At 66.4% G+C, this 20,050-nt stretch carries 19 protein-coding genes and 1 tRNA gene; 12 read left to right on the forward strand and 8 right to left on the reverse strand.

Going from position 1 to position 20,050, the window contains the following annotated elements; genetic code table 11:
* The 5 genes from ACZ5CM_RS08965 to lexA all read left to right on the forward strand — a co-directional run bounded on the left by ACZ5CM_RS08965 (position 1) and on the right by lexA (position 3,941).
* Complete coding sequence (locus ACZ5CM_RS08965; RefSeq protein WP_464637786.1) at positions 1–675, forward strand: uracil-DNA glycosylase; 675 nt, start codon at positions 1–3, stop codon at positions 673–675.
* Between the two features lie 16 nt (positions 676–691).
* Positions 692–1,504 carry an indole-3-glycerol phosphate synthase TrpC gene (gene trpC, locus ACZ5CM_RS08970; protein ID WP_464637788.1) on the forward strand — a complete coding sequence of 271 codons (813 nt, stop codon included), beginning with the start codon at positions 692–694 and terminating at the stop codon, positions 1,502–1,504.
* Positions 1,504–1,977 (forward strand): cyclic pyranopterin monophosphate synthase MoaC, encoded by a 474-nt coding sequence (moaC, locus tag ACZ5CM_RS08975; RefSeq protein WP_464637790.1) that lies wholly within the window; start codon positions 1,504–1,506, stop codon positions 1,975–1,977. The genes trpC and moaC overlap by 1 nt, the downstream gene beginning before the upstream one ends.
* The gene (locus tag ACZ5CM_RS08980; RefSeq protein ID WP_464637793.1) at positions 1,974–3,146 is read left to right on the forward strand and encodes a molybdopterin molybdotransferase MoeA; all 1,173 of its coding nucleotides are present in this window, start codon (positions 1,974–1,976) and stop codon (positions 3,144–3,146) included. The genes moaC and ACZ5CM_RS08980 overlap by 4 nt, the downstream gene beginning before the upstream one ends.
* 102 nt (positions 3,147–3,248) lie before the next feature.
* Complete coding sequence (gene lexA, locus ACZ5CM_RS08985; protein ID WP_464637795.1) at positions 3,249–3,941, forward strand: transcriptional repressor LexA; 693 nt, start codon at positions 3,249–3,251, stop codon at positions 3,939–3,941.
* Here the strand turns inward: lexA and ACZ5CM_RS08990 are convergent.
* Positions 3,935–6,013, reverse strand: coding sequence for a ComEC/Rec2 family competence protein (locus tag ACZ5CM_RS08990; RefSeq protein WP_464637797.1), 2,079 nt, complete (start codon positions 6,011–6,013; stop codon positions 3,935–3,937). The genes lexA and ACZ5CM_RS08990 overlap by 7 nt on opposite strands.
* Before the next feature lie 91 nt (positions 6,014–6,104).
* Between ACZ5CM_RS08990 and gltX the strand changes: the two genes are divergently transcribed.
* Together gltX and gltA are read left to right on the forward strand one after the other, a co-directional pair.
* Positions 6,105–7,520: a glutamate--tRNA ligase gene (gltX, locus tag ACZ5CM_RS08995; RefSeq protein ID WP_464637800.1), complete on the forward strand. Its 1,416-nt coding sequence runs from the start codon at positions 6,105–6,107 to the stop codon at positions 7,518–7,520.
* A 113-nt stretch (positions 7,521–7,633) separates the two neighbouring features.
* Positions 7,634–8,929 carry a citrate synthase gene (gltA, locus tag ACZ5CM_RS09000; RefSeq protein ID WP_464637802.1) on the forward strand — a complete coding sequence of 432 codons (1,296 nt, stop codon included), beginning with the start codon at positions 7,634–7,636 and terminating at the stop codon, positions 8,927–8,929.
* Positions 8,930–9,015: 86 nt separating this feature from the next.
* Here the strand turns inward: gltA and ACZ5CM_RS09005 are convergent, their stop codons facing one another.
* Entirely contained in the window at positions 9,016–9,621 is a 606-nt protein-coding gene (locus ACZ5CM_RS09005; protein ID WP_464637804.1) for an SAM-dependent methyltransferase, read from the reverse strand.
* Between the two features lie 296 nt (positions 9,622–9,917).
* On the opposite strand from ACZ5CM_RS09005, the gene ACZ5CM_RS09010 reads away from it, so the two are divergent.
* Both ACZ5CM_RS09010 and ACZ5CM_RS09015 read left to right on the forward strand, forming a co-directional pair.
* Positions 9,918–10,619 (forward strand): corrinoid protein, encoded by a 702-nt coding sequence (locus tag ACZ5CM_RS09010; RefSeq protein WP_464637806.1) that lies wholly within the window; start codon positions 9,918–9,920, stop codon positions 10,617–10,619.
* A 112-nt stretch (positions 10,620–10,731) separates the two neighbouring features.
* Complete coding sequence (locus tag ACZ5CM_RS09015) at positions 10,732–11,415, forward strand: DUF1638 domain-containing protein (protein ID WP_464642557.1); 684 nt, start codon at positions 10,732–10,734, stop codon at positions 11,413–11,415.
* Positions 11,416–11,451: 36 nt separating this feature from the next.
* Here ACZ5CM_RS09015 and merA read toward each other — a convergent pair whose 3' ends face one another.
* Positions 11,452–12,873 (reverse strand): mercury(II) reductase, encoded by a 1,422-nt coding sequence (gene merA / locus ACZ5CM_RS09020; protein ID WP_464637808.1) that lies wholly within the window; start codon positions 12,871–12,873, stop codon positions 11,452–11,454.
* Between the two features lie 126 nt (positions 12,874–12,999).
* Here merA and ACZ5CM_RS09025 point away from each other — a divergent pair, with 126 nt between their 5' ends.
* Positions 13,000–13,419 carry a MerR family transcriptional regulator gene (locus ACZ5CM_RS09025; RefSeq protein ID WP_464637810.1) on the forward strand — a complete coding sequence of 140 codons (420 nt, stop codon included), beginning with the start codon at positions 13,000–13,002 and terminating at the stop codon, positions 13,417–13,419.
* Between the two features lie 7 nt (positions 13,420–13,426).
* On the opposite strand, the gene ACZ5CM_RS09030 is transcribed toward ACZ5CM_RS09025, so the two are convergent.
* The 5 genes from ACZ5CM_RS09030 to tgt all read right to left on the reverse strand — a co-directional run bounded on the left by ACZ5CM_RS09030 (position 13,427) and on the right by tgt (position 18,644).
* Positions 13,427–14,125, reverse strand: coding sequence for a hypothetical protein (locus tag ACZ5CM_RS09030; RefSeq protein WP_464637812.1), 699 nt, complete (start codon positions 14,123–14,125; stop codon positions 13,427–13,429).
* Positions 14,126–14,189: 64 nt separating this feature from the next.
* A tRNA-Val gene (locus tag ACZ5CM_RS09035) sits at positions 14,190–14,264 on the reverse strand.
* Positions 14,265–14,283: 19 nt separating this feature from the next.
* The gene (locus tag ACZ5CM_RS09040) at positions 14,284–14,697 is read right to left on the reverse strand and encodes an HU family DNA-binding protein (protein WP_464637814.1); all 414 of its coding nucleotides are present in this window, start codon (positions 14,695–14,697) and stop codon (positions 14,284–14,286) included.
* 185 nt (positions 14,698–14,882) lie between these two features.
* Complete coding sequence (lon, locus tag ACZ5CM_RS09045; protein ID WP_464637816.1) at positions 14,883–17,291, reverse strand: endopeptidase La; 2,409 nt, start codon at positions 17,289–17,291, stop codon at positions 14,883–14,885.
* Positions 17,292–17,513: 222 nt separating this feature from the next.
* On the reverse strand, positions 17,514–18,644 hold the full coding sequence (tgt, locus tag ACZ5CM_RS09050; protein ID WP_464637818.1) for a tRNA guanosine(34) transglycosylase Tgt: 1,131 nt from the start codon (positions 18,642–18,644) through the stop codon (positions 17,514–17,516).
* A 234-nt stretch (positions 18,645–18,878) separates the two neighbouring features.
* On the opposite strand from tgt, the gene ACZ5CM_RS09055 reads away from it, so the two are divergent.
* The gene (locus ACZ5CM_RS09055; protein ID WP_464637820.1) at positions 18,879–19,769 is read left to right on the forward strand and encodes an SPFH domain-containing protein; all 891 of its coding nucleotides are present in this window, start codon (positions 18,879–18,881) and stop codon (positions 19,767–19,769) included.
* A complete protein-coding gene (locus ACZ5CM_RS09060; RefSeq protein WP_464637822.1) occupies positions 19,766–20,050 on the forward strand; it encodes an NfeD family protein in 285 nt (94 codons plus the stop codon). Before ACZ5CM_RS09055 ends, ACZ5CM_RS09060 begins: the two co-directional genes overlap by 4 nt.

Raw genomic sequence — 20,050 nt, forward strand, 5'->3', positions numbered from 1 at the left:
TTGACCGGCCCGACGACTGCCCCGATCACTGAACCTCCGATCCCCGCCGCCTGGGCGGATCTGCCCTTCTTCGCCGAGGACTGGCCGCGCATCCGCGCCGCGCTGGCGACCGAGACGCGCCCGGTGCTCCCGCCCGCACCGCTTCGCCTTGCCGCCCTCGACCTGACCCCGCCCGAGGCCGTCCGGGTGGTCATCCTCGGCCAGGATCCCTACCCGACGCCGGGTCACGCGCATGGGCTGGCCTTTTCGGTCGGGGCGCATGTGCGCCCCCTGCCCCGGTCGCTGGCCAACATCCTGCGCGAGCTCGAATCCGACCTCGGGCAGAGGCGGAAAGACGGCGACCTCGGCGGCTGGGCACGCCAGGGCGTGCTGCTGCTGAACACGGCGCTCACGGTTCCGGCCGGCTGCCCCGACGGACACGCACATCTGGGCTGGGACAGGCTGGCCCGCCAGGTCCTGACCCGCGTCTCGAAGCGGCCCACCGCCTTTTTGCTGTGGGGCAGAAAGGCGCAGGCCCTTGCAAATCACCTCTGCCCGGGCGATCACCTGATCCTGAAGGCCGCCCACCCTTCGCCGCTTTCGGCGCGGCGCGGCTTCTTCGGCGCGCGCCCCTTCTCGGCCGTCAACCGCTGGCTGGCGGCGCGGGGCGAGGCCGAAATCGACTGGAGCGCATGACCGGAGTCCGCCGCCCATGACCGAAACCGTCCTTGACCGCATCAAGGCCTACAAGCTGGAAGAGATCGCAGCCGGCAAGGCTGCGCGTCCGCTCTCTGACATCGAGGCCGAGGCCCGTGCCGCCCCGCCCCCACGCCCCTTTTCCCGCGCACTGCGCGAGGCCGCCCGCGAAGGCTATGGCCTGATCGCCGAGATCAAGAAGGCCAGCCCCTCCAAGGGCCTGATCCGCGCCGATTTCGACCCGCCGGCACTGGCCCGCGCCTATGCGGCCGGGGGGGCCAGCTGCCTGTCGGTGCTGACCGATGCGCCCAGCTTTCAGGGGGCGAAGGAATATCTGGTCACCGCCCGCGCCGCCTGTGACCTTCCGGTTCTGCGCAAGGATTTCCTTTACGACCCCTGGCAAGTCGTCGAGTCCCGCGCACTGGGGGCCGACTGCATCCTGATCATCATGGCCGCGGTGAGCGACGCACAGGCGGCCGAGCTTGAACAGGCGGCGCGGGAATGGGGGATGGACGTACTGGTCGAAGTGCATGACGCGGCCGAGCTGGAGCGCGCCTGCGCGCTGCAAAGTCCGCTTCTGGGCATCAACAACCGCAATCTCAAGACCTTCGAGACCTCTCTGGACACCACCCGGCGGCTGTCGAAACTGGTGCCCGCCGATCGGATCATGGTCTGCGAAAGCGGCCTGTCCACGCCCGGGGACCTGGCCGAGATGGCCCGCTTTGGCGCCCGCTGCTTCCTGATCGGCGAAAGCCTGATGCGCCAGAGCGATGTCGAGGCCGCAACCCGCGCCCTGCTTGCCAACCCCCTGACCGCGGGAGGATCGTGATGCCGCTGACCCATTTCGATGCCAAGGGCGATGCCCACATGGTGGATGTTTCCGACAAGCCGCTGACCGCGCGCATCGCGGTGGCCGAGGGATACGTGAAGATGGCCCCGGAAACCTTTGAAATCATAAGGAATGGTCGCGCGAAAAAGGGCGATGTGCTGGGCGTTGCACGGCTGGCCGGCATCATGGGGGCAAAACGCACCCCCGAGCTTATCCCGCTGTGCCACCCGCTGCCGGTCACGAAGGTGGCGGTGGAGCTTGCGCTGGACGACTCTCTGCCCGGCGTGAGGATCGAGGCCACGGTCAGGACCACCGGGCAGACCGGGGTCGAGATGGAGGCGCTGACCGCCGTCAGCACGGCGGCGCTGACAGTCTATGACATGGCCAAGGCGGTGGACAAGGCGATGCAGATCGGCGGCATTCGCGTGTTGCTAAAAGATGGCGGAAAATCAGGACGATACGAGGCAGAATGATTACCGTAGATGAAGCCCGCGCGCGTCTTTTCGAACTGGTCTCGCCGCTGCCGGCGGAAGAGGTGCCGCTGGAGCGCGCCGCCGGCCGGGTGCTGGCGCGGGATGTGACGGCCCGGCGCGACCAGCCGCCCTTTGCCGCCTCGGCCATGGATGGCTATGCGGTCAAGGCGGACGAGGTCCAGCTTCACGCCATGTTCAAGGTGATCGGCGAATCCGCCGCCGGGCACCGGTTTCACGGCACGGTGGGACCGGGACAGGCGGTGCGCATCTTCACCGGCGCGCCGCTGCCCGAGGGGGCGGATTTCGTGGTGCTCCAGGAAGATGTCGCACGCAAGGACGATCTGATCACCATCACCGGGGATCCCTCGTCCAGCGCCAATGTCCGGCCGCAGGGGGGGGATTTCCGCGAAGGCTCCACATTCGCCGCGCCGCGGGTTCTGTCGGCGGCGGATATTGCGCTGCTGGCGGCCATGAACATTGCCGCCGTGCCGGTGGTGCGCCGTCCCGTGGTGGCGCTGATCTCGACGGGGGACGAGTTGGTGATGCCGGGCGAAGAGCCGGGCCCCGACCAGATCATCGCCTCCAACAGCTTCGGCCTCAAGGCGCTGATCGGGGGTGCCGGCGCCGAGGCCCGCATGCTGCCCATCGCCCGCGACAGCGAAGAATCGATTCGCATGGCCTTCGCGATGGCCGAGGGCGCGGACCTCGTGGTCACCATCGGCGGGGCCTCGGTGGGCGATCATGACCTCGTGGGCAAGGTCGCGGGCGATCTCGGCATGGAAAGAAGCTTCTACAAGGTATTGATGCGGCCCGGAAAACCCCTGATGGCCGGGCGCATGGGCGAGGCCGCGATGCTGGGACTGCCGGGCAATCCGGTCTCGGCCATGGTCTGCGGCTGGGTGTTCCTGATCCCGATGCTGCGCGCGATGCAGGGGCTAGGCGCCATGGCGCCGCAATTGCGCGATGCGGTGCTGGCCGAAGACATTGCCGCCAACGGCCCGCGCGAACATTATATGCGCGCCCGAGTCGATCAGCGCAGGATCACCATCTTTCCCAATCAGGACAGTGCGTTGCTCGGCGTTCTTGCCCATTCGAATGCACTTGTGGTCCGGCCGCCCAACGATCCCGCGCGAAGGGCCGGAGACAGCGTTCGCTACCTGCCGATCTGATCCCCCGTCGGTCCGATTGTTCAAGTTTGACCTATTTCGTTGACACAAAACGGGAACATGCCTAGAACAAACGGTAACGCACGGGCCAAAGAGGTTTGATCGATGCTTACAAGGAAGCAACTGGAATTGCTGGAACTCATTCACAAGCGGGTTCAGCGTGACGGCGTCCCCCCCAGTTTCGAAGAGATGAAGGATGCGCTCGACCTGCGCAGCAAGTCGGGCATTCACCGGCTCATCACCGCGCTCGAAGAACGCGGCTTCATCCGTCGCCTGGCCCACCGCGCCCGTGCGATCGAGGTCATCCGCCTGCCCGAAAGCCTGGCCTCCCGGTCCGGGACGGAGTTTTCACCCCGCATGGTCGAGGGGGCTGCCGGCTCCCGCCCGGCAGAGGCCTCCGAGGTGACGGCCAGCGCGCTGGAATTGCCCCTGATGGGCCGCATCGCCGCCGGGGTTCCGATCGAGGCGATCAGCCACGCCTCGCGTAACGTGACCGTGCCCGAGGCGATGCTGGCCCGCGGCGGGCATCACTACGCGCTCGAAGTCAACGGGGATTCGATGATCGGTGTCGGGATCAACGACGGCGACGTGGTGGTGATTCGCGAAACCGACACCGCCGACAACGGCGATATCGTGGTGGCGCTGGTCGACGGGCACGAAGCGACGCTGAAGCGCTTTACCCGGCGCGGGGGCGCCATCGCTCTGGAAGCGGCCAACCCGGCCTATGAAACCCGCGTCCTGCCGGAAGACCGGGTACAGGTACAGGGACGGCTGGTCGGACTGATCCGCAGCTACTGACCGGACCGGTCCATGCGCGCGCGCCGGTTGCGGGAAGGGGAAAAATTCCACACCCGGTAGCCGGCCCTCTTGCGTGCCGTGGTGACGGCGCCGCTGTCGTCGATTGCCAGGCTGCCGGTGCGGCGCAGGCGCCGGCTGTCATATAGCGCACATGGCCCCTCGATGCGGGCCGGCACCGAGGCGATCACGATCTGCTCTTTACGGCAGGGGCCGAAACCGGCCACGGCGCGCTTTCCGATCAGGTGCACGATCTCGATCCGGCCAAGGAGCATTCTCCGGGTGCGCTTGCCATCGCCCGGCCTCGCCCCATCCGCGGCCCAGCGGGCGGCGGCCTCGGCCTGATCGGCCGGATCTCCGTCGTTTTCCAGCCATATTCCGGCTGCAAACCCCGCGCCGCGCGGCTTGCTCAGGGCCCGCCCGCCCGGCGTCATCACGCCCACAAGCCCCCCGTTTTCCGCCACCAGTACCGGCGGCCTTTCAGTCAGCGACCACAGCACGAAGGCGGCAGCCACCGGGGCCGCTCCGGCCCAACGCGCCGCCCCCTGCCAGAGAATCAACCACAGCGCCCCAAGCGAGATCAACGGCAGCACCAGCGGGCCGGGGCTGACCACATGGCCCTGCGCGCCCTCCAGCCCCGCAACCGTTCGGGCAACGGCAAGAATCCACTCAAGTCCCAGCCCCATCAACTTGAGGCCCACCGCCTCAAGGCCGACGGGGGCGAGGCACAACGCCAGAACCGCGGCAGGTATGACCAGCGCCCCCATTACCGGCACCGAAAGCAGGTTTGCCGCCAGACCGTAATGCGACAGGGTATTGAAAGAGGCCGCGCCATAAGGGGCCGTGGCAGCGCCTGCCACCAGCGAGGACAGCAGCACCGCCCCGGCCGGCCGCAGCCAGCGGGGCACCGCATGGCCGAAATCGCGCAGCCATCCGAACACCGCCACCAGCGCCGTGGTGGCGGAAAAGGACATCTGGAATCCGGGGCTGGTCAGCGATTCGGGCCGCAGGGTCAAGACGATCAGCGCCGCCACCGCCACCGCGCGCAGGGAAATCGCCCGCCGGTCGACCATCACCGCCCCCAGCATCACCGCCGTCATCACGAAGGCCCGCTCGGTGGCCACGTTGCCTCCCGACAGGACGAGATAACCGGCCGCCGCAACCAGCGCCCCGGCGGCAGCGATCTTGCGCACCGGAAGGCGCAATGCCAGCAGCGGTATTGTCGAAAGCAGAAATCGCAGCATCCCGAACACGAATCCGGCCAGCAGCCCCATATGCAGCCCCGAAATCGCCAGCAGATGGGCAAGGTTGCTGGCACGCAGCACGCGCAGGCTGTCCTGCCCGACCCCGCTGCGGTCTCCGGTGGTGACCGCGGCCGCAAACCCGCCCACCTCACCCGGCAGGACCGCCCGAATCCGATCCGAGATTGCCATCCGCAGCGCCAGGATCCGCGTGCCCGCCAGCCCTGCCTCGGGCGGCGCGATCTCGTCCACCACCTTGCGGGTGTAGCCCACAGCGCCAAGACCTCGGAACCAGGCGTAACGGCGGAAGTCGAAGCCGCCCGGCTCCACCGGTCCTTGCGGCGGGGCGAGAAAACCGGTGGTGCGGATGCGCGCGCCGGGGCGAATCCCGGCCGCCGGCCCGTGCAACGACAGCCGCACCCGGCCCGGCGTGCGCCATGGCGGGACATCCTCCAGGCGCACCCGGTCGAGCGTAACCCGCAGCTTGTCCGAGGCCGACCGATCCAGCGCCACCACCCGCCCCTCGACCGGGCCGTAATACCGCCAGCCCAGCACCGGCGCCGCCGCCAGATGCGCGCGCAGCCCCGCCAGCGCGACCCCCCCCGCCACCAGCGCCAGCGCCCAGCCGAGCGACGCCCAGCCCCCGGGGCGCCGCCATGCCGCCAGCGCCGCCGCCAGACCCGCCCCCGTCACGAACGCATAGGCGATCGGCCCCGGCTCGTCCCGCAGGGCGAAATAGGCGCCGATCCCCAGCGCCAGAAATACCGGCGACCACGGGAACAGATGCCCCCGCTGGCCCAGCAGAACCGCCTCGCCCCAGGCCGCAATCCGCATGCTTGCCCCCCGCCGCACGGCTCGTTAGACAGACCGACGCTACGCCCCGGATGGTTTCCGAAAGGTAAACGCCAACAAAGGATCAGGCCGCATGTCCGAACAGGTCGTCACCCGTTTTGCCCCTTCTCCCACCGGATATCTGCATATCGGCGGCGCGCGCACGGCGCTGTTCAACTGGCTTTACGCCCGCGGGCGGGGGGGGAGGTTCCTGCTGCGGATCGAGGATACCGACCGGGCGCGCTCCACCCCCGAGGCGACGCAGGCGATCCTGGACGGGCTGAACTGGCTGGGAATCGACTGGGACGGCGAGCCGGTCAGCCAGTTCGCCCGCGCCGAACGCCACACGCAGGTGGCCCGCCAGCTTCTGGCCGAGGGCAAGGCCTACAAGTGCTTTGCCACCCAGGAGGAAATCGCCGCCTTCCGCGAGGCCGCCCGGGCCGAGGGAAGATCCACCCTGTTCCGCAGCCCCTGGCGCGACGCCGATCCCTCCACCCATCCCGACGCGCCCTTCGTGATCCGCATCAAGGCCCCGCGCGAAGGCGTGAGCGTGATCCGCGACCGGGTGCAGGGCGACGTGACCATCCGCAACGACCAGCTTGACGACATGGTGCTGCTGCGTTCCGACGGCACGCCGGTCTACATGCTGGCGGTGGTGGTGGACGATCACGACATGGGCGTGACCCACGTGATCCGCGGCGACGACCACCTCAACAACGCCGCACGGCAGATGATGATCTACGCGGCGATGGGCTGGGCAGAGCCGGTCTGGGCCCATATCCCCCTGATCCACGGCCCCGACGGCAAGAAACTGTCCAAGCGCCACGGCGCGCTGGCGGCACAGGAATACCAGGCCATGGGCTATCCCGCGGCGGGGATGCGCAACTACCTGGCCCGGCTGGGCTGGAGCCATGGCGACGACGAGTTCTTCACCGACGAACAGGCGAAGGCGTGGTTCGATCTCGACGGGATCGGCCGCAGCCCCGCGCGGTTCGACATCAGGAAGCTGGAAAGCCTGTGCGGGCGTCACATCGCAGCCATGGATGATGCCGCATTGCGGAAAGAGATCGAAGGCTATCTGCACGCCGCCGGCCGCCCCCCCCTGACGAAGCGGCAGGGCGACGATCTGGAGAGGGCCATGTATTGCCTCAAGGACCGCGCGCGAACCTACCCGGAACTCCTTGAAAAGGCGCATTTCATCCTCACCTCTCGCCCCGTGGAACCGGATGCGAAGGCGCTGAAGGCGCTGTTGTCAGTATCCGAAAGTATACTGCTTGAATTGACGCCGCAGTTGCAAAATGCTAGCTGGACACGCGAAGACCTTGAGGCCGAACTGGGTGCCTTTGCACAGGCGCACGGGATGAAGTTCGGCAAACTGGCCGGCCCCCTGCGTGCCGCTCTTGCAGGGCGGGCCGTGACACCCTCGGTCTTCGACATGATGCTTCTGCTGGGCCGCGACGAAACGCTTGCGCGGCTGAGCGACGCAGCGGACCTGATCCGGCGTTCATGACCGGGTAACACCGCTGGATTACGACACGGCCGGCGCAGGGATTGTGCCGGCTCTGCCGCACGGGTCGGGCAGTGCGCCGCGGTCCCCGTGCCCGGACAATGAAAGGGACACATATGAAGGACACGCAAAAGACCGCCACGCTGACCCTGAACGGTCAGACCTACGAACTTCCGGTCCTCTCGCCCACCGCCGGCCCGGACGTGATCGACATTCGCAAGCTTTATGCCCAGGCCGGCGTGTTCACCTACGATCCCGGATTCACCTCGACCGCGTCCTGCGATTCGACCATCACCTTCATCGACGGCGACAAGGGCGAGCTGCTGCATCGGGGCTATCCCATCGACCAGCTGGCCGAGAAGTCCCATTACCTCGAGGTCTGCTACCTGCTGCTCTACGGCGAGTTGCCCACCGCCTCCGAACTGGAGGATTTCGAAACCCGCGTGACCCGTCACACGATGGTTCACGAGCAGATGCAGAACTTCTTCCGCGGCTTCCGGCGCGACGCCCACCCGATGGCGATCATCGTCGGCGTCGTAGGCGCCATGTCGGCCTTCTATCACGACAGCACCGACATCAACGATCCCTGGCAGCGCGAGGTGGCCTCGATCCGCATGATCGCCAAGATGCCCACCATCTGCGCCTGGGCCTACAAATATTCGATCGGTCAGCCCTTCGTCTATCCGCGCAACGATCTGGACTATGCCTCGAACTTCCTGCGCATGTGCTTTGCCGTGCCGGCCGAGGAATACGAGGTCAACCCGATCCTCGCCCGCGCCATGGACCGCATCTTCACGCTGCACGCCGATCACGAACAGAATGCCTCGACCTCGACGGTGCGGCTGGCCTCTTCTTCCGGTGCCAACCCGTTCGCCTGCATCGCCGCCGGCATCGCCTGCCTGTGGGGGCCGGCTCATGGCGGCGCCAACCAGGCCTGCCTGGAGATGCTGCGCGAGATCGGCACCGTGGACCGCATCCCCGAATATATCGAACGCGCCAAGGACAAGAACGACCCGTTCCGCCTGATGGGCTTCGGCCACCGGGTCTACAAGAACTTCGACCCGCGCGCCAAGGTGATGAAGCAGTCCGCTGACGAGGTGCTGGAACTGCTGGGGATCGAGGACAACCCGACCCTGCAGGTGGCCAAGGAGCTGGAAAAGCAGGCGCTCTCCGACCCCTATTTCATTGAGAAGAAGCTGTTCCCGAACGTCGATTTCTACTCGGGCATCATCCTCGAGGCGATGGGGTTCCCCACCTCCATGTTCACGCCCATCTTCGCGCTCTCGCGCACCGTGGGCTGGATCAGCCAGTGGAAAGAGCAGCTTTCCGATCCCGCGCACAAGATCGGCCGCCCGCGGCAGCTGTATCTCGGCGAAACCCGGCGCGACTACGTGGACATCGAAAACCGCTGATCGGCACGCGATCGTCAGGAAAACGCCCCGGAAATTCCGGGGCGTTCTTCGTCGCAAAGGCGGGGTTTTCGAAGAACCGGCGCCCCTTACCAGTCGTCCCGAGACGGCTTGCGCGCCACCAGATCGACCAGCCCCGACATGCCCGAGTGCCCCGTGCCTTCTCTGATCTCGGCATCGTAATCGGCAAGGCGCAGGATCTCGAAATCCGCAAAGGACTCGCGCAGCATGTCGGTGGTATACATGTTCTCGCGGCAGGGCGGCCCGCCGGTGCCGTAATCCACCTGGCGCGGCGCATAGCCATGCAGAAGCAGCAGGCCGCCGGGCAGCAGCGCGCGTTTCATGTCGCGAAAGATCGCGTCGCGCGCATCCGGCGGCAGGAACTGGATGAAGATCGCCGCGACCACGTCAAAGCGCTTCGACCAGTCCCAGTCCTCGACGCCGGAATGGTGAAACGCCACCTCCACGCCCCGTTCGCGCGCCAGCTTGCGGGCCTTTTCGAGCGCCACGGGCGAGGCATCGAAGGCAGTGACCTCGTGCCCCTGCCCGGCCAGCCAGACCGAGTTGCGCCCCTCTCCGTCGGCCACGCACAGTATGCGCGAGCCGGGCGCGATGCGCCCCGCCTGCGCGCGCAGGAACGCCGCCGGTTCGGTCCCGAACAGATAGCCCGGCTTCGCATATCTTTCGTCCCACATGGGGTGCGCCTCTCTCTGCCTCCGCTTCGGGCCCGACGGTATCACGCCGCCCCGGCAGGGCAAGGGCACAACCGGCGGCAAATGGGCGGGAATGGCCGGAACGAACCGGGAATCCATGCAGGAAATCCATGATCTTCCTGCGCATTCTTCATTACCAACCCGGACAATTCCCGCGTATAGGTCGGTTGCGACGTCACCGATGTCGCAAATATCGCAGTCCCTCGTGCCGCAGATGGCAATAAGGGCGTATTCGGCCAACCTTCCCGGCTACAGCCGGACAGTCCAGGGAAACGCGCATGTCGGAAGAAGAAGACGAGATCATCCTGTCGGAACTCGACGACGAGGAACTGGTCCAGCAGATGTTCGACGACCTCTATGACGGTCTGAAGGAAGAGATCGAAGAGGCCGTGAACATCCTGCTCGAACGCGGCTGGGAGCCCTACCGGATCCTCACCGAAGCGCTGGTCGGCGGCATGACCATCGTGGGCAACGACTTCCGCGACGGCATCCTCTTCGTCCCCGAGGTTCTTCTGGCCGCCAACGCCATGAAGGGCGGCATGACCATTCTCAAGCCGCTGCTGGTGGAAACCGGCGCTCCGAAGATGGGCAAGATGGTGATCGGCACCGTCAAGGGCGATATCCACGACATCGGCAAGAACCTGGTCAGCATGATGATGGAAGGCGCCGGTTTCGAGGTGATCGATCTGGGCATCAACAACCCGGTCGAGAACTACCTCGAGGCGCTGGAGAACGAGAAACCCGACATCCTCGGCATGTCGGCGCTGCTGACCACCACCATGCCCTACATGAAGGTGGTCATCGACACGATGAAGGAAAAGGGCCTGCGCGACGACTACATCGTTCTGGTGGGCGGCGCGCCGCTGAACGAGGAATTCGGCCGCGCCATCGGTGCCGATGCCTATTGCCGCGACGCCGCGGTGGCGGTGGAGACCGCCAAGGAATTCGTCGCCCGCAAGCACAACCAGATCAGCGCCTGACCCTGCGCCACATGACACAGGGCATGACCGGAGCATGACGGGGGGCACGAGAACGGACAGCAAGGCGACCCCTCCCTCAAGCCGGCGGGCGGCAGCATCATCCGCCCTGCGTCTGCGGCCGCTCGATGATCGCAGCCTGACCGAACGGGGCCTTCCCGCGCCCGACCGGAAATCGGGCCGGATCCTTCTGATCGCCTGCGGCGCACTGGCGCGGGAAATCCTTGATCTGAGGGCGCAAAACGGTTGGGATCACATCGACCTGACCTGCCTTCCGGCAATCCTGCACAACCACCCGGATCGCATTCCCGCCGCCGTGGAAGAGGCGGTGCAGCGCCACCGCCACGTCTATGAGGCGATTTTCGTCGTCTATGCCGATTGCGGCACCGGCGGCCAGCTGCAGGCGCTGTGCGACCGGCTGGGGATCGAGATGGTCCAGGGCCCCCATTGCTATGCCTTCTACGAGGGCCTCGACCGTTTCAACCGGCATGGAGAGGAGGACTTCGGCGCCTTCTACCTGACCGATTTCCTCGTCCGTCAGTTCGATGCCTTCGTCTGGAAACCCCTTGGCCTCGACCGTCACCCACAGCTGCGCGATACCTATTTCGGCCATTACGACCGGCTGGTCTATCAGGCCCAGACCGACGATCCACAGCTGACCGCGCGCGCGAGGGAATGCGCCGCCCGGCTTGGCCTGAGCTTCGAGCGCCGCCTGACCGGATATGGCGATCTGAAAACGACGCTGGCGCGCTGGGCGGTGGCCAGGGGCGCGGACGGGGCCGAAGGCGGGGGTGACTGAACCCGATCGTCCATGCCCCCCGGCCGGATTCTTCCCCTACCCCGCGCAGCAGCTCAGCGTGGCCACGTCCCGCTCGAAGGTCTGGGCCGCAAGCTTCAGCCCCTCCACCGTGGTCAGATAGGGAAAGATCGTCTCGCCCAGCGCCTTCGCCGTCATTCCGGCCTTCAGCGCCATGGCCAGAGTCTGGATCGAATCGGCCCCCTCGGGCGCCACGACCACGCCCCCCAGAAGGCGGTCGTTCTTCGCATCCGCCACCAGCTTGATCAGCCCGCGCAGATCGCGCGCCGCCTGCGCCCGCGGCAGGTTGTCCAGCGTCAGAACGCTGGTCTTCACCTCGAAACCCGCATCCCGCGCCTGCGCCTCGGTCAACCCCACACCTGCAACCTGCGGATCGGTGAACACCACCCAGGGCATGGCCGTGTTGTCATAGCGCATCTCCCCCAGCCCCAGCGCATTGCCGACCGCGACCTTGGCGCCGTAGGCCGCCATGTAGACAAAGCGGTCGCGGTCGGTGACATCGCCGGCGGCGTAGACGCCCGCGCGCGTGGTGGCCATGTCCGGCCCCACCCGGATCGCCCCGTCAGGATCGGTTTCGATTCCCAGATCGGCCAGCCCCAGCCCTTCGCTGTTGGCCACGCGGCCGGTGGTGGCGACCAGCCGCTCGGCACTCAGGGTCACCTCCTTGCCATCGCGCGCGAAGGTCAGCGCCACGCCGCCCGCGCGCGCCTCGACCCGGCGATAGCTCAGCCCCGTCTCCAGCCCGATCCCCTCGGCCCGCAGGGCCCGGGCGAGCGCCTCGGCAGCTTCCGGCTCGGCCCTCGGCAACAGACGCGAGCGCGCCACCAGCGTCACCTCGACCCCCAGCCGCGCGGCCATCTGCGCCAGCTCCACGCCGATATAGCCGCCCCCCAGAAAGATCAGGCTTTGCGGCCTGTCCGGCAGCGTCAGAAGCGCCGTCGAATCGAGCACCGGCACGGTTTCGATGCCGGCAATCTCCGGCATCTGCGGGCGCGAGCCGGTGGCAATGATGACCCGATCGGCACAAAGCACCCGCCCACCGACCTGCACGCCGTCTTCCACCAGGCGGGCGGGGCCCTCCTCGACATAGTCGATGCCCTCATATTGCGGCAGAAGGTCGGAATATTTCCGTCGCCGCATCCCGGCCACCAGATCACCCGTCCCCCGCACCAGAGCGCCCCAGTCGTGCGCATGGGCGCAGGGGCCAATGCCGGGGAAACGCGCCGCCGCCGTCCCGCCATGGACCGCCTCAGCGGCGCGGATCATCGCCTTGGAGGGAACGCAGCCCACGTTGACGCAGGTTCCGCCAATGGTGCCGTGGCCGACCAGCGCCACCCGCCGGCCCGCCTCGGCCGCCGTGATCGCCGCCGAAAACCCGGCCGAGCCGGCGCCGACAACGATCAGGTCGTAACCACCCTTGCCGTCACAACAATCCTTCATCCAAGATCCTTTCCATGCGTGGCGCGCGCCCGGCCGCCCGGAGCCTGCAAGCGGCGACTCACCCCTTGCGCCTGTCCTGAAGGGAACCTAACCTCTGTAGTGAATACAGGCTCAAGGGGATTTTTCATGACTCCACATCACAGCCACCGCGCGATCCGGCGTGCCGATCTGGCGCGGATGACGGGCTGCAACATGGAGACCATCCGCTATTACGAAAATGTCGGAATCATGCCGGACCCGCCACGCGACCGGAACAACTACCGCCGCTATGACGACAGCCACGTGGCGCGGCTGCGGTTCGTGATGCGGGCACGGGATCTGGGGTTTTCGCTCGAAGAAATCCGCGACCTTCTGGCGCTGGTCGATGGCGGGATACAGACCTGCGCCGAGGTTCAGAGCATCGCCTCGCGCCATATCGATTCGGTTCGCGCCAAGATCGCCGACCTCCAGCGTATCGAACGGGTGCTTTCGGAAACCGTGTCCCGCTGTTCCGGCGAGGACGTTCCCGAATGCGCGGTAATCGACGCCCTGAACGAGACCACCTGAACCGGTCTCAGCCCGAGCGAACATTCCGGCGCAGGTCTAGGTCCAGGCCCTCCTGCCCTATCCCCATGCGCTCCAGCAAGGCCGGTATGATGTTCGGGTGGTCCTCGTAACGCAGTTCGGCAAGGTTGAATGGCGACCAGAACTGCCGGATCGCCTCCTTGTCGAAATACCAGTCGCCAAGAATGGTGCGGTCCTCGGGCTCGGCCCGGACCTTGTCCAGAAGATCTTCGTGATCAGACAGTTGCGCAAGCCAGCTTTCCCGCCACGCCGCATCGTTGCGGAACACCACGAAGCTTTCCACCCGGCGCCCGACCTGCCCGAGAAATTCCGACAGCCGTTTCCGTTCCGCCTCGGTACGCAGAAAGCACAACCCTTCGGCGGAAACGATCAGCGTATCCTCCTCCATCCCGGCAAGGCGTTCGGCCAGCCGCATCAGCCGGCGCTGCCGCTGGGGTCCGGTCCATTCGGGATAGATGCCCCTGTACCGCGCGCCGGTGCGAAGTTCGGGGCGAATGAGAAGATGCGCAATGAACGAATTGTTGAAACGCTTGCCCCGGACCCGCTCTCCATTCTCGAATCGAGGGGCAGGGATCGGTCTGATGCCTCTTTCCCGCAGGGCTCCGGCATTGCGCCGCAGCGCCATCTGGAACGAAGATGTCCCGGTCTTGTGGGTCCCCACGTGAAGGATCAACCGCTTTTCCGTCATCCCCCCGACCTTCCGAAACCCGTCCGGAACGCGAGGCCGCCAACTTGCCCTGAACGGAAGGGGATGGTGGGTGATGAGAGATTCGAACTCCCGACATCTTCGATGTGAACGAAGCGCTCTACCACTGAGCTAATCACCCGCAAGGCCGCCTATTACAGCTAGTCCGCGGTCTCTGCAAGAGGGTCTTTCACGGCTGTTTTCGCATCCAGGTTCCGCCGCAGCTTGCACACGATGATACGCGCGTTTTCCTTCTCTTCCGTCCGGTGAACGCGCAGCTTTCCCAGCGGCGGCAGGTTGACGTCCCGGCCCTCGGCCAGGGCCTCGCCCAGCAGGGCAAGAGCCGCCTCGACCGCCGGCCGGGCGTCGCGTTTCTTCACGCCCGAGCGCGCGACCACCCGCTCGATCAGTTCCTTCTTGCGCAGCATGTCCTCGGCATGGGTGGCGGCGGACAGCTTGACCACCTTGGGCAGCGGGGCCTTGGCCACGCTGCTGCCCCGGCCGGTGGTTGTGCGCCGGCGCGTGGTCGTGCTCCTGCGCGATGCGGTGGTGGTTTTCTTTCTGCTCGTCGCCATGTCGTTCCCCATCCCTGCTGTGGCGGTCGCGTTCTTTTATCCCCGCCAGACCCGAAAATCCAGAATTTCGTCCATATCTGGACGGCGACCAGAATCAAATTCCAGATCTGGTGGAGCCTGTTTGCTGTCCGCAAAAGCGAAAGGCCCCCCCGAAGGGGGCCTTCCGGACAGGTCGGTGGCCGCGGTCAGTGGGCGCGGCTGGCCGCCGCCTCTTCCGCCGCCTTGGCCGCCTGCGCGGCAGCAGCCTCTTCGGCGGCCTCGTCCCATTCGATCGGCTCGGGCTGACGCACCAGCGCCAGTTTCAGAACCTCGGACACGTGGCTGACAGGGATGATTTCCAGCCCTTCCTTCACGTTGTCGGGGATCTCGGGCAGGTCCTTTTCGTTTTCCTGCGGGATGATCACCGTCTTGATGCCACCGCGCAGCGCGGCCAGCAGCTTCTCCTTCAGCCCGCCGATGCCCAGCGCATTTCCGCGCAACGTGACCTCGCCGGTCATGGCGATGTCCTTGCGCACCGGGATCTGCGTCAGCACCGACACGATGGAAGTGACCATCGCCAGCCCGGCCGAGGGGCCATCCTTGGGCGTGGCGCCTTCGGGGACGTGAACGTGGATGTCCCACTTCTCGAACTGCGGCGGCTTGATGCCGATCTGCGGCCCGATCGAGCGCACATAGGATGCCGCCGCCTCGATCGATTCCTTCATCACGTCGCCCAGCTTGCCGGTGGTCTTCATCCGGCCCTTGCCGGGCAGGCGCAGCGCCTCGATGCTCAGCAACTCGCCCCCCACGGAAGTATAGGCAAGCCCGGTGACCACGCCGATCTGATCCTCTTCCTCGGCCAGACCATAGCGGTATTTGCGCACGCCCAAGAAATCGCCCAGGTTTTCAGGCGTGATTGTCATGCGCTCGGCCTCGCCGCGCACGATCTTCGTCAGCACCTTGCGGCACAGCTTGGCGATCTCGCGCTCGAGGTTCCGCACCCCCGCCTCGCGGGTGTAATAGCGGATGATGTCGGTCAGCGCCTCGTCGGTGACCGCGAATTCGCCCTTCTTCAGGCCGTGGTTCTTCACCTGCTTGGGAATCAGGTGGCGCTTGGCGATCTCGCGTTTCTCGTCCTCGGTGTAGCCGGCCAGAGGAATGATCTCCATCCGGTCCAGCAGCGGCCCCGGCATGTTGTAGCTGTTGGCCGTGGTCAGGAACATCACGTTCGAGAGGTCATACTCCACCTCCAGATAGTGGTCGGTGAAGGTCGAGTTCTGCTCGGGGTCGAGCACCTCCAGCATGGCCGAGGCCGGATCGCCGCGGAAATCCTGGCCCATCTTGTCGATCTCGTCGAGCAGGATCAGCGGGTTGGTGGTCTTCGCCTTCTTCAGCGCCTGGATGATCTTGCCGGGCATCGAGCCGATATAGGTGCGCCGGTGACCGCGGATCTCGCTTTCGTCGCGCACCCCGCCAAGCGAGATGCGGATGAACTCGCGACCCGTCGCCCGCGCCACGGACTTGCCGAGGCTGGTCTTGCCCACGCCCGGCGGGCCGACCAGGCACATGATCGGGCCTTTCATCTTCTTCGACCGCTGCTGCACGGCCAGGTATTCGATGATCCGTTCCTTGACCTTCTCCAGCCCGTAGTGATCCTCGTCGAGGATCTTCTGGGCGCGCCCAAGGTCCTTCTTGACCCGCGACTTCACCCCCCACGGGAGCGCCAGCAGCCAGTCGAGATAGTTGCGCACCACCGTGGCCTCGGCGCTCATCGGGCTCATGGACTTGAGCTTCTTCAGCTCGGCCTCGGCCTTCTCGCGCGCCTCCTTGCTCAGCCTGGTGTTCTTGATCTTCTCTTCCAGCTCGGCAATCTCGCCGGCGCCATCGTCGCCTTCGCCCAGCTCCTTCTGAATGGCCTTCATCTGCTCGTTCAGATAGTATTCGCGCTGGGTCTTCTCCATCTGGCTCTTGACCCGGGTCTTGATCTTCTTCTCGACCTGCAGGACACTCATCTCACCCTGCATCAGGCCATAGACCTTCTCCAGCCGCTCGCTGATCGAGAGCGTCTCCAGAAGATCCTGCTTCTTGGCCACGTCGATACCCAGATGACCGGCCACCAGATCGGCCAGCTTGGCCGGATCGGTCGAATCGCTCACCGCGGCAAGCGCCTCTTCGGGGATGTTCTTGCGCACCTTGGCATAGCGGGCGAATTCCTCGGCCACCGTGCGCAGCAGCGCCGTCGTGGTCGTCTCGTCGCCCGGAATCTCGCTCATCCGTTCGGCGCGCGCCTCGAAGAAATCGTCATTGTCGAGAAACTCGACGATGCGCACGCGGGTCTGCCCCTCGACCAGCACCTTCACGGTGCCGTCGGGCAGCTTCAGCAGCTGCAGCACATTGGCCAGAACGCCGGTGCGATAGATCCCGTCCGCATCAGGATCGTCCACCGAGGGGTCGATCTGGCTCGACAGCAGGATCTGCTTGTCGTCCGCCATCACCTCTTCCAGCGCTCGGACGGACTTGTCGCGTCCGACGAACAACGGCACGATCATGTGGGGGAAGACCACGATGTCGCGCAGCGGAAGTACAGGATAGGAGGAATTGAGGGCTTCTTGCATGCTCTTTCCTTGTCTTGGCAAGACGGAACCGTCCCTGTCACAGGCAACGCTTGTCCGTCTCCGGTTCTCGGTACCCTGAGATAGGACCTGAACCGCTTGCTTTCAACGGCTGGCCGACGGTGCGGCACCGCGCACAATGACCCGCGCGGGCGGGGGTTGCAATGAGTCGTTTTCCCGCCCCCCTTCCCAGTTGCACGCCGGCACCGCCACCTCCCGGGCGCGTCAGAGCGGTTCGATGTCGCCCCTTTCGCGCAAGGCCCGGAAGTCCGCCTCGAAGGCGGCAAAGCGGCCGGCGGCGATGGCCGCGCGCATCTGTTCCATCAGCTGCTGGTAGTAATGCAGGTTATGCCATGTCAGAAGCATGGCGCTGATGATCTCGCCGGCGCGGAAGACATGGTGCAGATAGGCCCGGCTGTAGCGGGCACAGGCCGGACAGCTGCATTCCTCGTCCAGCGGGCGGGGGTCGTCGGCATGGCGGGCATTCTTGATGTTGACCACGCCGCGGCGGGTAAAGACCTGGCCCGTGCGCCCCGAGCGCGTCGGCAGCACGCAATCCATCATGTCGATGCCGCGCGCCACCGCGCCGACGATGTCCTCGGGCTTGCCCACCCCCATCAGATAGCGCGGCCGGTCCTCGGGCAGCATGGGGACGGCGAAATCGAGCGTGGCGAACATGGCCTGCTGCCCCTCGCCCACCGCCAGCCCGCCAATGGCGTAGCCGTCGAAACCGATCCGCTTCAGCGCCTCGGCCGATTCCTCGCGCAGATCGCGCTCCAGCCCGCCCTGCTGGATGCCGAACAGCGCGTGGCCGGGGCGATCGCCGAAGGCCGCGCGCGAGCGTTCCGCCCAGCGCATCGACAGGCGCATCGATTCGGCAATCCGCTCGCGCGGGGCGGGCAGCGCGGGGCATTCGTCGAAGGCCATCACGATGTCGGAGCCCAGCAGGCGCTGGATCTCCATCGAGCGTTCCGGCGTCAGCTCGTGGCGCGAGCCGTCTATATGGCTGCGAAAGGTCACGCCGCGTTCGCTCAGCCTGCGCAGCTCGGCCAGGCTCATCACCTGGAAGCCGCCCGAATCGGTCAGGATCGGGCGATCCCAGTTCATGAAGCGGTGCAGACCGCCAAGGCGGGCGATGCGCTCGACGCCGGGGCGCAGCATCAGATGATAGGTGTTGCCCAGGATGATGTCGGCCCCGGTGGCGCGCACGCTTTCGGGCAGCATCGCCTTGACCGTGGCCGCCGTGCCCACGGGCATGAAGGCCGGCGTGCGGATCTCGCCGCGGGGCGTGCGGATCACCCCCCGGCGCGCCCTGCCGTCAACACCCAGAATCTCGAAGGAAAATTCCCCGCTCATTTCACCGCCTTCCCGGTCTGTCCACCGCATCCGCCCGCCCCCGCCGCGCTGTGCCCCAGATGCTCCCCTTTTGCAAGAGCCGCCCCCTTCCTCTTGCCGCAAATACTCCGGGGAGCGCGAGGGGCAGCGCCCCTCGCCCCGGGCGCGCCTTGCCCCGCCCTCGCCTTGCCCTCATACTCGTCGCACTCCGCCCGCCGGGCCGGACATCGCAGCCGATACGCAACGGAGAGACCCATGGACCCCCAGGCCGCCGACATGCTGTCGGCAAATGTCATCTACCTTCTCGGTGCACTGCTCCTGATCGTCGTCATCTTCAAGGGCATCCGCATCGTGCCCCAGTCGCAGAAATACGTGGTCGAACGCTTCGGCCGGCTGCGCGCGGTGCTGGGGCCGGGGATCAACTTCATCGTGCCCTTTCTCGACCGCGTGGCCCACAAGGTGTCGATTCTCGAACGCCAGCTTCCCACCGCCAGCCAGGACGCGATCACCCGCGACAACGTGCTGCTGCAGGTGGACACCAGCGTGTTCTACCGCATCCTTGAGCCGGAAAAGACCGTCTATCGCATCCGCGACGTGGACGCCGCCATCGCCACCACCGTCGCCGGTATCGTGCGCGCCGAGATCGGCAAGATGGACCTCGACGAGGTGCAGGCCAACCGCGCCGGGCTGATCGATGCCATCAAGGCGGCGGTCGAAGATGCGGTGAACGACTGGGGGATCGAGGTCACCCGCGCCGAGATCCTCGACGTCAACCTCGACCAGGCCACCCGCGACGCGATGCTCCAGCAGCTCAACGCCGAACGCGCCCGCCGCGCCCAGGTGACCGAGGCCGAAGGTCAGAAGCGCGCCGTCGAGCTGGCCGCCGATGCCGAGCTCTACGCCGCCGAGCAGACCGCCAAGGCCCGCCGCATCCAGGCCGAGGCCGAGGCCTACGCCACCGAGGTGGTCGCCCGCGCCATCCGCGAACACGGAATCGAGGCCGCCCGCTACCAGGTCGCGCTCAAGCAGGTCGAGGCGCTTGACGCGCTGGGCAAGGGCGAGGGCAACAAGACCGTCATCCTGCCCGCCCAGGCGCTCGAGGCCTTCGCCGATGCCTTCCGCATGTTCCGGGGAGAAGGACGATGAGCGCGCCGCTCTGGGCGCTTTGGTGGGTGTGGATGGCGGCGGCGCTGGGGCTGGCCATCGCCGAGGTGGTGATGCCGGGCTTCATCTTCCTCGGCTTCGCGGCCGGGGCGGCGATCGTGGCGCTGGGGCTGCTGAGCGGGCTTGTCGGAACCGGCTCGCTGCCGCTTCTGCTGCTGGTTTTTGCCGGCCTGTCGCTGGTCGCCTGGCTGGTCCTGCGGCGCGTGTTCGCCCGCCCCGAGGGTCAGGTGAAGATCATCGAACGCGACATCAACGAAGAATAG

This window comes from Piezobacter thermophilus, from assembly GCF_055386745.1.